This window comes from Modestobacter sp. DSM 44400 (genome assembly GCF_900107175.1).
In the GTDB taxonomy this organism is placed as follows: Bacteria; Actinomycetota; Actinomycetes; order Mycobacteriales; family Geodermatophilaceae; genus Modestobacter.
This window is the reverse complement of the sequence record NZ_FNOZ01000012.1, coordinates 89,646-102,068: the sequence shown is the minus strand read 5'-3', so window position 1 is coordinate 102,068 and position 12,423 is coordinate 89,646. Positions and strand designations below refer to the sequence as shown.

General features: G+C 72.0%; 14 protein-coding genes and 1 pseudogene. 6 read left to right on the top strand and 9 right to left on the bottom strand.

The genetic code is table 11. From position 1 onward, the window contains the following. Positions 1–685 precede the first annotated feature (685 nt). The 4 genes from BLW04_RS26645 (at position 686) to BLW04_RS26640 (ending at position 2,952) form a co-directional block, all read left to right on the top strand. The gene (locus BLW04_RS26645) at positions 686–1,093 is read left to right on the top strand and encodes a copper chaperone PCu(A)C domain-containing protein (protein ID WP_175483987.1); all 408 of its coding nucleotides are present in this window, start codon (positions 686–688) and stop codon (positions 1,091–1,093) included. A gap of 58 nt (positions 1,094–1,151) precedes the next feature. Further along, positions 1,152–2,357, top strand: coding sequence for a cation:proton antiporter domain-containing protein (locus tag BLW04_RS10285; RefSeq protein WP_091539745.1), 1,206 nt, complete (start codon positions 1,152–1,154; stop codon positions 2,355–2,357). Positions 2,358–2,360: 3 nt separating this feature from the next. Continuing rightward, a complete protein-coding gene (locus tag BLW04_RS10280; RefSeq protein ID WP_091539741.1) occupies positions 2,361–2,693 on the top strand; it encodes a hypothetical protein in 333 nt (110 codons plus the stop codon). Between the two features lie 97 nt (positions 2,694–2,790). Beyond that, entirely contained in the window at positions 2,791–2,952 is a 162-nt protein-coding gene (locus BLW04_RS26640) for a hypothetical protein (RefSeq protein WP_175483986.1), read from the top strand. A gap of 11 nt (positions 2,953–2,963) precedes the next feature. On the opposite strand, the gene BLW04_RS10275 is transcribed toward BLW04_RS26640, so the two are convergent. Together BLW04_RS10275 and BLW04_RS10270 are read right to left on the bottom strand one after the other, a co-directional pair. Then, a complete protein-coding gene (locus BLW04_RS10275) occupies positions 2,964–3,155 on the bottom strand; it encodes a hypothetical protein (RefSeq protein ID WP_139306800.1) in 192 nt (63 codons plus the stop codon). Positions 3,156–3,176: 21 nt separating this feature from the next. After that, positions 3,177–3,536 (bottom strand): DUF2254 family protein, encoded by a 360-nt coding sequence (locus BLW04_RS10270; RefSeq protein ID WP_217630969.1) that lies wholly within the window; start codon positions 3,534–3,536, stop codon positions 3,177–3,179. Positions 3,537–3,567: 31 nt separating this feature from the next. Between BLW04_RS10270 and BLW04_RS10265 the strand changes: the two genes are divergently transcribed. Then, positions 3,568–3,780, top strand: coding sequence for an ArsR family transcriptional regulator (locus BLW04_RS10265; RefSeq protein WP_091539798.1), 213 nt, complete (start codon positions 3,568–3,570; stop codon positions 3,778–3,780). 631 nt (positions 3,781–4,411) lie between these two features. Here the strand turns inward: BLW04_RS10265 and BLW04_RS10255 are convergent. From BLW04_RS10255 to BLW04_RS10245, 3 genes are read right to left on the bottom strand one after another with little or no spacing between them, the layout of a single operon-like run. Continuing rightward, entirely contained in the window at positions 4,412–5,077 is a 666-nt protein-coding gene (locus BLW04_RS10255) for a dihydrofolate reductase family protein (RefSeq protein WP_091539732.1), read from the bottom strand. Continuing rightward, entirely contained in the window at positions 5,077–5,583 is a 507-nt protein-coding gene (locus tag BLW04_RS10250) for an SRPBCC family protein (RefSeq protein WP_091539729.1), read from the bottom strand. The genes BLW04_RS10255 and BLW04_RS10250 overlap by 1 nt, the downstream gene beginning before the upstream one ends. A gap of 3 nt (positions 5,584–5,586) precedes the next feature. Then, positions 5,587–5,928, bottom strand: coding sequence for an ArsR/SmtB family transcription factor (locus BLW04_RS10245; protein WP_091539794.1), 342 nt, complete (start codon positions 5,926–5,928; stop codon positions 5,587–5,589). Positions 5,929–6,450: 522 nt separating this feature from the next. Here BLW04_RS10245 and BLW04_RS10240 point away from each other — a divergent pair. Then, the gene (locus tag BLW04_RS10240) at positions 6,451–7,422 is read left to right on the top strand and encodes a quinone oxidoreductase family protein (protein ID WP_091539726.1); all 972 of its coding nucleotides are present in this window, start codon (positions 6,451–6,453) and stop codon (positions 7,420–7,422) included. 81 nt (positions 7,423–7,503) lie between these two features. Here the strand turns inward: BLW04_RS10240 and BLW04_RS10235 are convergent, their stop codons facing one another. The 4 genes and pseudogenes from BLW04_RS10235 to BLW04_RS10220 form a co-directional block, all read right to left on the bottom strand. Then, positions 7,504–8,460: a VWA domain-containing protein gene (locus tag BLW04_RS10235; protein ID WP_091539721.1), complete on the bottom strand. Its 957-nt coding sequence runs from the start codon at positions 8,458–8,460 to the stop codon at positions 7,504–7,506. Then, positions 8,457–9,434, bottom strand: coding sequence for a DUF58 domain-containing protein (locus BLW04_RS10230; protein ID WP_091539718.1), 978 nt, complete (start codon positions 9,432–9,434; stop codon positions 8,457–8,459). Before BLW04_RS10230 ends, BLW04_RS10235 begins: the two co-directional genes overlap by 4 nt. 301 nt (positions 9,435–9,735) lie before the next feature. Further along, a pseudogene (locus BLW04_RS10225) lies at positions 9,736–10,746 on the bottom strand (AAA family ATPase); the annotation flags it as partial. A gap of 201 nt (positions 10,747–10,947) precedes the next feature. Continuing rightward, complete coding sequence (locus BLW04_RS10220) at positions 10,948–12,405, bottom strand: C40 family peptidase (protein ID WP_254781249.1); 1,458 nt, start codon at positions 12,403–12,405, stop codon at positions 10,948–10,950. Positions 12,406–12,423: the final 18 nt, after the last annotated feature.

The following is a 12,423-nucleotide window of genomic DNA, read 5'->3' as shown; positions in this document are numbered from 1 at the left end:
CCCGCCTGTTCACCACCCCGGCGACGCTGGCCCGCACCGGACGCCGACGGATCCTGCACCTGGCCGAACACCACCCCTGGGCCGCGCTGGTCCGCGACGGGCTTGCACGACTCCGCGACGCCACCGCGGTGCTCGCCGCCCCGGCAGCCGCCTCCGGCTGACCCCCGGCGACCTGACCCGACGACCCGAAGGACACCCACCGGCCTGTGGAACCGGCGCCCACCCGAGCGACATCGGCCGATCCGTCACACCCCAATGCCATCCTGACGCCCACACGGGACCAGAAGCCGATGATCATGCTCCGCATCAAGATCACGGAAGATCGAGGCTAGGGCGGCCGTTTGGGGATACCGCACCGTCGGCTCCTTCCGATCACTCCGACGGAAGCCGAGCCGTGATCGAAGGGACTCGTGCCTGCCCCTTGTCACCGACACGCACCTATCGGCGGAACCTCTTATCGCGAGCGTTGAGAACGCGCCGTTCCGTTGGCGCCTCGCCTCCTGATATGCGATGGCGCTACAACCAGCTCGTACCCGACTGTGCCGGCACGACGCTGGCTGATGGCGGCCACCGCGGCACTGCTGACGCTCGGGATCAGCGGCTGCGGCGAGGACGTCCCTCGAACACTCCCGGGGAAGAGGTGCAGGGCGGGGCCATCGGACCGGACGCACCGGTCGGCGAGGACGTGAAGCTGCGCCAGGTCCAGCTGGAGTACCCGCTCGACGGGGTCGACCAGGTCGGCGAGGAAGCGCGTCTCGTCCTGGGCCTCGCCAACACCGGGACGACGGCGGACACGCTCACCGAAGTGAGCGGGCCGGACTTCGCGGACGCCACCGTCCCTGGCGGCGGCGACTTGGCGCTCACGGTCGAGGCGAATGACAATCTGTACGTGGGTGCGGAGGGCATGCCGGTGATCGTGTTGGAGGACCTGCAGACCGAACTGCGCTCGTCGGAGTCGATCCCAGTGACGTTCACCTTCGCAGAGGCCGGTGAGGTGACCATCGACGCGATGGTCGCGGCCGAAGGTCAGGACCCGGTACCGACCTACGATTTCCCCGACCCGGCCGAGGACCCCTCGCCCGAGGACGGCTGACCGGCGCCCCTGCCGCCGCCCGTCCCCAACGTCCCCGTCGTCCCCTGGAGCACAGCTCGTGGAACAACTTCATCTCGGGTACGCCCTGGTCGGTGGCCTTGCCGTCGTGCTGGCTGCGATGTCGGGGAAGATCCGGAACCTGCCGTTGAGCGAGCCACTGCTGGCCCTGCTGTTGGGGGTGCTCGCCGGGCCGCGGGTGCTCGGCCTGATCGAGGTCCCGGAGGACGAACGGTCGACCCTGCTGCTCGAGGTGGCGCGCATCCTGCTGGCCATCTCGTTGATCGGCGTGTCGCTGCGCTATCCAGTGCGTCGGCTACGACCGATCGCACGTCCCACCACCGTGCTCCTGACCGTCGGCATGGTGGGCATGGCCGCGCTGTCGGCGGCACTCGCGTGGCTGGTGCTCGGGGTGCCGGTGGCGCTGGCCGTGCTCATCGGCGCCTGCATCACCCCGACCGACCCGGTGCTGGCTTCCAGCGTCGTCACCGGGAAGCCGGCCGAGGAGCACCTGCCGGCCCGCACCCGACAGCTCATCTCCGCCGAATCCGGCAGCAACGACGGCCTCGCGCTGCCCCTCGTGCTGGTCGGCATCGCCCTGGTCGTGCGGGAGTCCGTGGGCTCCGCCGTGCTGGACAGTCTCTACCAGCTGGCCGTTGGCGTAGCGGTCGGCGTGATCATCGGTCTGCTGGCCGGCCGGGCGGTCAGCTTCGCGCTCCAGCACTCCGACGTCTCCCAGGGCTCCTCGTTCGTCTTCACGCTCGTGCTGGCGGTGGCGGTCCTCGGTGTCGCCCGGCTGCTGAACGCCGACGGCGTGCTGTCGGTCTTCGTCGCCGGACTGGCCTACAACTTCGCCGTGGCCGAGAACGAGGTGGGCCCGCAGAACACGATCGACGAGGCAGTCAACCGCTACGTCGTCCTCCCGCTGTTCCTGCTGCTGGGCATCGAACTGCCCTGGACGCAGTGGGCCCACCTCGGCTGGGCGGCGCTCGCCTTCCCCGTCGCCGTGCTGCTGCTGCGGCGACCCCCGGTACTGCTGGCGCTCGCCCGGCCTCTCCACCTCCGGTTGCGGGACGCGGTCTTCCTGGGCTGGTTCGGCCCGATCGGCGTCAGCGCGCTGTTCTACCTGACGTTCAGCGAGGACGAGGGGGTGTCCGACCCCCGGTTGTGGGCTGCCGGGAGCCTCGTCGTCGTAGCCAGCACGGTGGCACACGGCGTCACCGCAGCACCCGGCCGCTGGCTGTACCGACGAGCAGCGGGAAGCTGATCCATGGGGTGGCTGGTCTCCGTCACCGGAGCGGTGCTGGTGGCACTGGTCCTCCGCGAGCTGTTCCACACCCTCTGGCACCCCCGCGGCCGCGGCCGGTTCGACCAGTGGGTCCCGCGCGCCGTCTGGCGGCTGTCCGGACGCGGCGGTGGGAGCGGTGGCCGGTCGACGCGCACCGGGCCGCTGTCGCTGCTGCTGGTCGTCCTGAGCTGGGTGGTGCTGACCAGCTGCGCCGCGCCCACGCCCCAGAGCAGCTCCCGCGCCCGCACCCGGCTGCGGGTGCGACGCTGTTGCTCGACCTCGCCGCCGGCATCTCCCAGACCACGGTCGACCTGACCCAGTACGCCGTGACCTACTACTTCGCGACGCCGGAGCCGCCTCGTCGCTGGCCGCGACCATCTGGGTCGCGCAGGACCTCGCGGGGCGAGGCGGGGTGTCCGAGCACGCGGAGCTGCGCGTGGCCGCCGACACACTGGCCGCGGCTCTGACCGACCTCGCCCGGTTGCTCGACGACCAGTTCCTCCACGCGGGCGGCGACACCTCCGAAGTCTTCGCGGCGTATGCGACGGCACACGGGCACGAGACGTCCGCCTGACGCTCGAGGTCTCAGGGCCGCTCCGCCGGCCACTCCCCGGCAAGCGCCTGTGCCACTTGCTCCCGCCACGCCTGCGCCTCCTCCGCCGAGACCTCGCTGGCACGCAAAGCCGTCTCCGCGACCAGGTCGGTGTACCTGCGGACCAGGTCGTCGGCACCGCGGCCGCGAGCTCGCCAGGCGAACTCGCGCAGCAGACCGGCCATCCGCCGCAACACCGCGGGTTGTCACTCGGCGAACTGGAGCGGCTCCTCCACCACCAGCTCCACCAGCGCCGCCAGTTCCCACCCCGGCAGGACCACCCGGACGGCGCCGTCCTCGTCGCGGATCCTGCGGTCCTCCGCGGGCCGCACCGCCAGTTCGCCCAGCAACGCCGACGCGTGCGACAACGCGTGCACTGCCGTGGTCGGGTCGTTGATCCCCGGGGACAAGGCGCGCACCGCGATGTCGATGATCTTGCGCAGGCCGTAGGCGACGTCCCGGCTGGCCGAGCGCTCATAGTGCAGCCCCACCGCGTCGTCCAGCGCCTGCTCCAGCGCGTCGGTGTCGGCGACCCCTGCCGAGCCTCGCGCCCAGGCGTGGGCCACTCGGCAGCGTCGATGAGCTCGGCGAAGCCCCGTGTGTGATCGCACCGGTCTGCTGGGACGGTCTCAGCCGACGGTGTCCCGCCACCTCCAGGTCCTCGTCGAGGCCGGACTGCTGAGCCGGGACAAGCGCGGGGTGTGGGCCTACTTCGCCCTCGTTCCCGGCGCCCTGGACCCACTGTCCGCAGTGCTCAGCACCGCCGGCACCGCATCCGGGTCCACGGACGGCCTGTCAACCTCCTACTGACCACCAGCCTCAGCGGCCGGGCACGGACTCCCCGTCGGCCATCGTGGCTGCCTCTGTCCGCGGCGACGGCCGGCGCTAGCCTGTCCAGCATGCGGGCTGTGCAGATCACCCGCTTCGGCGGGCCCTGAGGTCATGGACATCGTCGACCTGCCCGACCCCGTGCCCGGCGAGGGCGAGCAGCTCTTCGACATCTCGTCCAGCGGCGTCAATTTTGCCGACACCCACCACCGGTAGGAGGCGCGTGTGACGCGTGCTCGTCTCGGAAGGAGGTGCCGTCAAGCCGCGTAGATGGTGAGTGCTCGCCAATCCGCTTGTGATGCGGCACCGCCGTTCGCCGGTAGATGCTCGCGGTCGGCCTTATGTCTCCAGATACCTGACTCGGCCCAGGCTGGTGCGCACCTCGTCAGTTGATCCCTGACTCGGCCCCCGATCCGGGGCCCGTTCCTGGCCATTCCACCTGGCGAATCGTCTCTCATGGGCGCCGAGCGGCCCGGTGCCACCGGATCCTCCAGGCTCCTTCCCGGCCATCCAGCAGGTGGGCTGGTCATCCCGGCAGGAGAACCGTCGGCGTGCCAAACCGCGTGGGTGTTCCTTCGCGTCCGCCGTCGGCCGTGTGTCGTCCGCCGTGCGCCTACCGCTCCCGGACTGCGTAGGTCAGGTGGGTCACCCGCTGCGTCGGCTCCGCGCGGACCGGCTCCAGGACCACGCGGCCCGCGTCCACGCCCTCGAACAGGCGGATTCCGGAGCCGAACAGCACGGGTGAGAGCGCGATCGAGAACTCGTCGATCAGGCCGGCGTTCACGTACTCCAGGATCGTTGCGCCGCCGCCCGCGATGCGGACGTCTCGGTCGCCGGCGGCCTCGCGGGCCTGGTCGAGCGCGGGCTCGATGCCGTCGTTGACGAAGTGGAAGGTGGTCCCGCCCGGCCGCTCCCAGGGGTCACGCTTCTCGTTCGTCACGACGAAGACCGGCGTGTGGAACGGCGCCTCCTCCGGCCATGCCTGCTCGCCGAGGTCGAACATGCGCTTGCCCATGACGCTCGCGCCGGTGCGCTCGAACGTATCCCGCGCGATGTCGTTGTCGCGCCCTTCCTCGCCGCCCTCGCCGAGCTTCAGGTTCTCCCGGAAGAACCGCTGCGGGAAGATCCACTGCTGCAGTTCCATCCACTGCGCCATCCAGCGCTGGACCTGCGGGTCGTCCTGCTTCTCGGGCGCGGAGAAGTCCTCAACGGGCACGGACTCGGGCGCGATGAACCCGTCCAGCGACATCGACACGCTGAAGAACACCTTCCCGGCCATCAGCCCTCAGCTCCCCTCCGAACGGTCTCGGTGACGTAGGCAGCCAGGTTGCTCAGGGTCTGCTGGCCGCCCTCGATCGCGTGGTACTTCTCGACCGCCTCGTCGCGCAGCTCCTTGGTGGGGAACACCGTGCACATCTCGATCCGGGTCGCCGCCCCGTCGGGCGCGAACGTGAGGACCGACTCGAAGGCGTTCGGGTCGCCGCGGGACTCACCGTGCAGCAGCGCTATCCCCTCGGGCGGGACGATCGCGGTCCAGGAGATCCACTCCTGGTAGTCCGTTCCGTCCGGCCCGTGCATCACGAAGTTCCACTCCCCTCCGACGCGGAACTCGAAGGACCGCGTGGTGGTGGTGAACCCCTCCGGCCCCCACCACCGCGACAGGTGCCGCACCTCGGTGAACGCCTCGAACACCAGCTCCCGTGGGGCACTGATGACCCGGGAGATCACGATCTCGCGGTCGGCCGTCGCGCAATGCGCCGGCGCTCCTCGTCCCGTCGCGCTCATCAGCTACTCCTCCTGCCTTGCCTGCTTGAGGTCCTGCACGTACGCGTCCAGCCGGTCGAAGCTCTCGCTCCAGAACTGCTCGAACCCGCCGGTCCACTCGTGAACCGGTCGCAGCCCACGGGCGTCAAGGCCGTACAGGCGCTGCTTGCCTGCCTTGCGGTCCCGCACCAGCCCGACCTCCCGGAGCACCCGAAGGTGTTTGGACGCCCCCGGCTGCGGCATCCCCAGCTCCTGGGCCAACTCGGTCACCGGCCGCTCACCCGCCCGCAACAGCACCAGGATCTCCCGGCGCTGCGGCTCGGCGATCGCGTTGAAGACGTCCGACGTCGTCGCTGCTCGTGCCATGCCAGCCATCATATACCCATATCGGCATGCGTCAGGCCAAGAGGAATCAACCGGGTCTTGTCGGATGACGATCGCAACCCTTGTCAGCGGCTGCGGGGAACGCGTATCCCGGAGATTGCACGGGCGACGGCGCCGGGGAGGGCGATGGGCGAGCAGCACGCCACCGGCTGGTGGCCGACGCCACGGTCGGCGTCATCGCCGACCCGATGTCGGGCCGCCACATCCGGCGCCTCGTCGCGAGCGCGTCCGTGCCCCAACGCCGAGAATGCGGCTCCGTATCGCCGCCCTCGTAGATCGGTTCCCCAACTCGCTCGGGCATGTCGCTGTCGACGACGGGGGCGCCGAGCTTGCGGAGGAGCAAGAGAGCTGACTCGCACGAGCAGGGCGACGAAGCTCGCACGCCCGAAGCGGCTTCCCAGAGGCCAGCCGCGACCTGAGCCCTGCGGACCACTGAACGCCCGACCCAGACACCTAGGTCGACCACATACCGGCGTGATCGAGTGATCCCCTAGCGTCCCCTTCATGCGTGCTGTGCAGATCACCCGCTTCGGCGGCCCCGAGGTCATGGACGTCGTCGACCTGCCCGACCCCGTCCCGGGCGACGGCGAGGTGCTCTACGAGGTGAGCTCCGCAGGAGTCAACTTTGCAGACACCCACCAGATCGAGGACTCCTACCTCGCGCCACAGGAGCTGCCACTGGTGCCGGGCGCGGAGTTCGTCGGCACCCCGGCGGACGGCGGTCCGCGGGTGGTCGGCCTGCTGCCCGGCGGCGGTTACGCGCAGCGGGTCGCCGCGCACCCCCGGCTCACGTGGCCGGTACCCGACGGGGTCACCGACGAGCAGGCGCTGGCCGTCGTCCTACAGGGCGCGACCGCCTGGCACCTGTTGAAGACCTCCGTGCACTTCTCCCCCGGCGAGTCCGTGGTGGTCATCGCCGGCGCCGGCGGCGTCGGCTCGCTCGCCGTGCAGCTGGCCAAGCGCTGGGGCGCCGGCCGGGTCATCGCCACCGCCTCCAGCGCCGACAAGCGCGCACTGTGCGAGCAGCTCGGCGCCGACGCCACCGTCGACCCCACCCTGGCCGAGGACGATCCCAAAACTTTCACCGCGGCACTGCGTGAGGCCAACGGCGGCCACAAGGTCGACGTCGTCCTGGAGATGACCGGCGGCAACGTGTTCGACGGCGCTCTCTCGGCGTTGGCGCCCTTCGGCCGGCTCGCCGTCTACGGCATGGCCGGCCGGGTCCCGCCGAAGCCCGTCCAGCCGCCCTCCCTGATGGGTACCAGCCGCGCCGTCATCGGCTTCTGGCTGGCGCACTGCTTCAGCCGCCCGGCCATGCTGGACGACGCGATGGGCGACCTGCTCCCGCTGGTCGCCGAGGGCGCACTGAAGCCGGTCTCCGGTGGCCGCTACCCGATGACCGCCGTCCGCGAGGCGCACCAGGACCTGCTGGCCCGCCGCACCACCGGCAAGCTCGTCCTCCACCCCCGCCGCTGACCCCCAGGCATAGGAAGCTCTCCACCCGGTCTTGGCCGCGAAAGCGGGTGTAAAGCTTCCTATGCCCTCACGGGGCGCGGCTCAGAGCAGCCGGTTGGTCCAGAGCAGCGAGGCGACGACGCCGAGGAAGGCGAACAGCAGCCCGCCGCGGACGAACCAGGGGCTGATGTCCTTCGGCTCGGTCGTGTAGCCGATCTGGCTGCCGAGGTCCTCGTAGACCTGACTCAGCTCCGCAGCACTGGCCGCCTCGCTGTAGCTGCCGCCGGTGTCGTCGGCGATCTGCTTCAAGGTGGCACGGTCGACCGGCACCGGCACCGTCTCCCCGTCCAGGTCGAGGGTGCCGTAGTCGGTGCCGAAGGCGATCGTGGACACCGGCACCTGGACGCCGTTGGCCGCGTCGACCGCCTGCGTCGCCTCCCGGCCCACCGTGCTGTAGCCGTCGGACAGCAGCACGATGCGGGCCGGCGGGAGGTCCTCGACCGGGGCGTCCAGCGAGGACTGGAAGTTCTGGATGGCGGTCAACGAGGTGAAGATTGCATCGCCGATCGCGGTGGACTCGGCCAGCTGCAGGTTGTCGATCGCGGTGGTGACCGAGGCGCGGTCGGTGGTGGGCGAGACCACGGTCGTCGCCGACCCGGCGAAGGACACCAGCCCCAGGTTGATCCGGGCCGGCAGAACCTTCACGAACTCCTTGGCCGCGGTCTGCATCGCGGAGAACCGGTCGGGCTCGATGTCGGTGGCCCGCATGGACAGCGACACGTCCACCGCCATCACCACCGTCGCCCGCTCCCGCGGCACCCGCACCTCGGTGCTGGGCACGGCCAGGGACGCCACCAGCGCGGCCAGCCCCAGCGCCAGCGCCCCGAACGCCACGTGCCGGCGCCAACCGGCCCGCTTGGGCAGGAGGGAACCGAGCAGCGCCACGTTGGTGAACCGGGCGGCGTACCGGGCCCGGCGCAGCTGCAGCACCACGTAGAGCGCGACGACGGCGAGCACCGCGAGCAGGGCCAACAGCCACCAGGGGGCCTGGAAGGTCATCGGGCAGCTCCTCCACTGCCGGCGCGCCGGCGTTCGGCGACGAAACGGACCACGTCGGCCAGCCAGTCGCGGTCGGTCCGCAGCTGCAGGTGCGCTGCCCCGGCCCGGCGCAGACCCGCGGCGATATCCGCGCGCTGGGCTGCGGCGCCCTCGGCGAACCGCTGCCGGAAGGCAGCGTTGCCGGTGGGCACCTCGAGGGTCTGGCCGCTCTCCGGGTCGACCACGGTCAGCAGCCCGACATCGGCGAGCTCCAGCTCCCGCGGGTCGACCACCTCGATCGCCAGCAGCTCGTGCCGGGCGCCCAGGCCGCGCAGCGGGCGTTCCCAGTCTGCGGGGCCACGCGCGTCGGAGCCCAGGAAGTCCGAGATCACCACGACCAGCCCGCGCCGGCGGGGTGGCCGCCGGAGCAACTCCAGGGCGGCCGCCAGGTCGCCGCGGCGCCCGCCGTCGGCGCGTGGCGTCGCGACGACGGAGCGCATGAGCCGGTCGGCGGGCAGTCGGCCGGAGAGCGCGGGGTACCGGTCGACCCGCTCGCCGGTGGTGACCACGGCGCCCAGCCGGTTGCCGCCGCGCACGGTGAGGTGGCTGACGGCGGCCAGGCCGGCGATCGCCAGATCGCGCTTCTCGCACTGGGCGGTGCCGAAGTCGAGGCTGGCCGACAGGTCCAGCACGACCCAGGTCTCCAGCTCGCGGTCGGCGATGGTCTCCCGGACGTGCGGGGCCTGGGTGCGCGCGGTGACCGGCCAGTCCATCCGCCGGACGTCGTCGCCGGGGTGGTACGCCCGCGCGTCGCCGGCCTCGCTGCCCGACCCCGGGACCAGCCCGAGGTGGTCGCCCTGCAGCAGCCCGTCCAGCCGGCGGCGCACGGTCAGCTCCAGCCTGCGCAGCAGGACCGCGACGGAGGCGGCGTCGGGAGCGCCCCCGAAGCGGGGCGGCGCCGAGTCCGCCCTCGCAGGCGACTGGGCCTCGGTCACGCCGCCTCCTCGCTAGCGCTCGTCGGAGCCGTGACCGACGGTGCTGCGCCTCCCGGTGACCTCGCGAGCTCGGTCACGCGGGGTGCGGGCCCGGGTACCCGCCCTGCGGTCCGGACTGCGGCGCGCCCGGGGGCGGGCCGAAGGAGTGCTGGCCGAAGGAGGGCTGGCCGGGGCCGCCCGGGACGCCGAAGGAGGGCTGGCCCGGCGCACCCGGACCGCCGAAGCCCGGCACCACCGGACCGCCCGGGTTGCCCGGACTGTAGCCACCGGCCCGCTGGCGTGGGGTCACCTGCGGCAGCGGCACGCTCTGCACGATCCGCTTGATCACGTGGTCGGCCGGCACGCCGTCGGCCAGCGCGTCGTAGGAGAGCACCAGCCGGTGGCGCAGCACGTCGGCGGTAACGTCCAGGACGTCCTGCGGCAGCACGTAGTCGCGCCCGCGGATCAGCGCGAGTGCCCGGCTGGCGGCGACCAGCCCGAGCGAGGCGCGCGGGCTGGCGCCGTAGGTCACCCAGCCGGCGACGTCGTCCATGCCGTGCTCCCGCGGGGCGCGGGTGGCGACCACCAGCCGGACGACGTAGTCGACGAGCGCATGGTGCACGAACACCTCCTGCGCGGTGCGCTGCAACCGGCGGACGTCGTCCGGGCCGAGCACGGTCTGCGCCCGCGGAGGCGTGGCGCCCATCCGGTAGATGATCTCGCGCTCCTCCTCCGGGGTCGGGTAGTCGACGAGCACCTTGAGCAGGAACCGGTCCCGCTGGGCCTCGGGCAGCGCGTACACGCCCTCGGACTCGATCGGGTTCTGGGTGGCCAGCACCAGGAAGGGGTCCGGCAGCGGGTGGGTCACCCCGCCGATGGAGACCTGCCGCTCGGCCATCACCTCCAGCAGCGCCGACTGCACCTTCGCCGGGGCGCGGTTGATCTCGTCGGTGAGTACGAAGTTGGCGAACACCGGGCCGAGCTCGGTGTCGAAGGCGTCCTGCCCGGCCTTGTAGATGCGGGTGCCGATGATGTCGGCCGGCACCAGGTCGGGGGTGAACTGCAGGCGGGCGAAGCTGCCGCCGACGACGGTGGCCAGCGTCTCGACCGCCAGGGTCTTGGCCACGCCGGGCACACCCTCGAGCAGCACGTGGCCGCGGGCGAGCAGGCCGACCAGCATCCGCTCGACCAGCCGGTCCTGACCGACGATGACCCGCTTGATCTCGAACAGCGCCCGTTCCAGCCGGGCGGCGTTCACCGACGGTGGGGTGGGCTGGTCGGGTGCGGACGGGCTGCTGACGGCGGTCACGTCCGCCAGTGTCCTACACCGCAGGTCGCGGGCGGCCGGACGCGGCCGGTCCGACAGGCGACCCACAGGGAGCGTCGAGAGCCTGCCCCCGCGCACCCCGGACTGCTAGCCTGGCGACTGCGTCGGGCAGCTCCCCCCGTGGCTGCCCGACGCCCTCTTGCCCCGGTGCTCTTCGGCCCCCTCCCTGGCGTTCCCGAGCCTGCGAGGGGCCCAGGAGTGGGTCCTTCAGGCGCTCGGCCGGACCGCCCCGAAGTAGTCGTTGCCGTAGCGCACCTTCGACGTCATGACCGTGAGCCCCCGGTCCGGTGCCTCGATCATCTGGTTGCCGCCGATGTAGATCGACACGTGGTAGATCGACATGTACGCGTCGCCCGAGGCCCAGAACATCAGGTCGCCGGGCTGCAGGTCGCTGGCGTCCACCTGCTTGTTGCGGTTGTTCCACCACTGGTCGCGGCTGGTCCCGCCGATGGCGATGCCGGCCCTCGCGTAGGCGTACTGGGTCAGGCCCGAGCAGTCGAAGCCGTAGACGCTGGTGTCGGGCGAGATGCCGTAGCTGGGGCCGTTGCTGCCGCCTCCGCCCCAGGAATAGAGGACGCCGAGCTGGGTCTTCGCCGCGGCGATCGCGGTTTGTGCGGCCGAGACCGAGGGGTCGCCCGCGGTCGCACCGGTGGACGACCCACCGGACGACGACCCACCGGACGACGACCCACCGGACGACGACCCACCGGACGACGACCCACCGGACGACGAGCCACCGGACGACGACCCCGACGAGGAGCCCGAGGAGGAACCGGAGGACGAACCCGTGGACGAACCCGTGGACGACGGCGCGGCCGGCGGGGTGACGACCCGGACCGGCGTGCGGGCCGGCACGGCGGCCGCGGCAGCAGCCTGCTGAGCGGCGTAGGCCTGGGCCGCCTGACGCGCGCCCTCCAGGCCGTAGACCACCTGCTGCGCCTGCTGCAGCTCGGCTTGCAGGCTCTCCTGCTGATCGCTGAGGGCGTCGGCCTGGCTGCGCGCCGACTGCTCCTGCACCTGCGCGCCGGCCAACGAGTCCGCGGCCTGCGTCTGCAGCGTGGCCGCCTCGGTGACGGTCTGCTGGGCGACGGCGTCCGCCGTCTGGGCGTGGTCCTCGAGCCCGGTCAGCTCGGCGACGACGTCGGTGTGGTGCACGCCGGCGGCGTCGAGCAGCGCGGCACGCTCGATCAGCTGACCGGGGCCACCGGAAGTCAGCAGCGCGGTCATGCCCGGCGCGGTGGTGCCCTGCATGTAGCTGGCCCGGGCGAACGCGGCGACGTCGTCGCGCCCCTTCGACAGCTCCGTCCGCGCCTTCTCCGCCGCGGCGGCAGCGGCGTCTGCAGCGTCCCGGGCCGTTTCGAAGGCGGCCTGCCGGTCCTCGTAGTCCTGCAATGCGATTTGCGCCGCCTGGTGCGCGGCGTCCGCGCCGGCCTGGGCGGACGCCAGCTGCGCGGTGATCGCCCCGACCCGAACGGCGGCAGCCTGCTTGGCCTGCTGCGCCGCGCCGATCTGGGAGTCACTCGGGTTCGTCGGGGCCGCGGCGGCCACCCCGGGCACGGACACCAGGCACACGACGGCGACCGCACCGACCCCGATCGCACGGCGGACCCAGCGGCCACCCGCCCCCTGCTGCCTGCCGACCTGCGTACCGACCCGATCGTCCACGAACCCGACTCCTCCGTT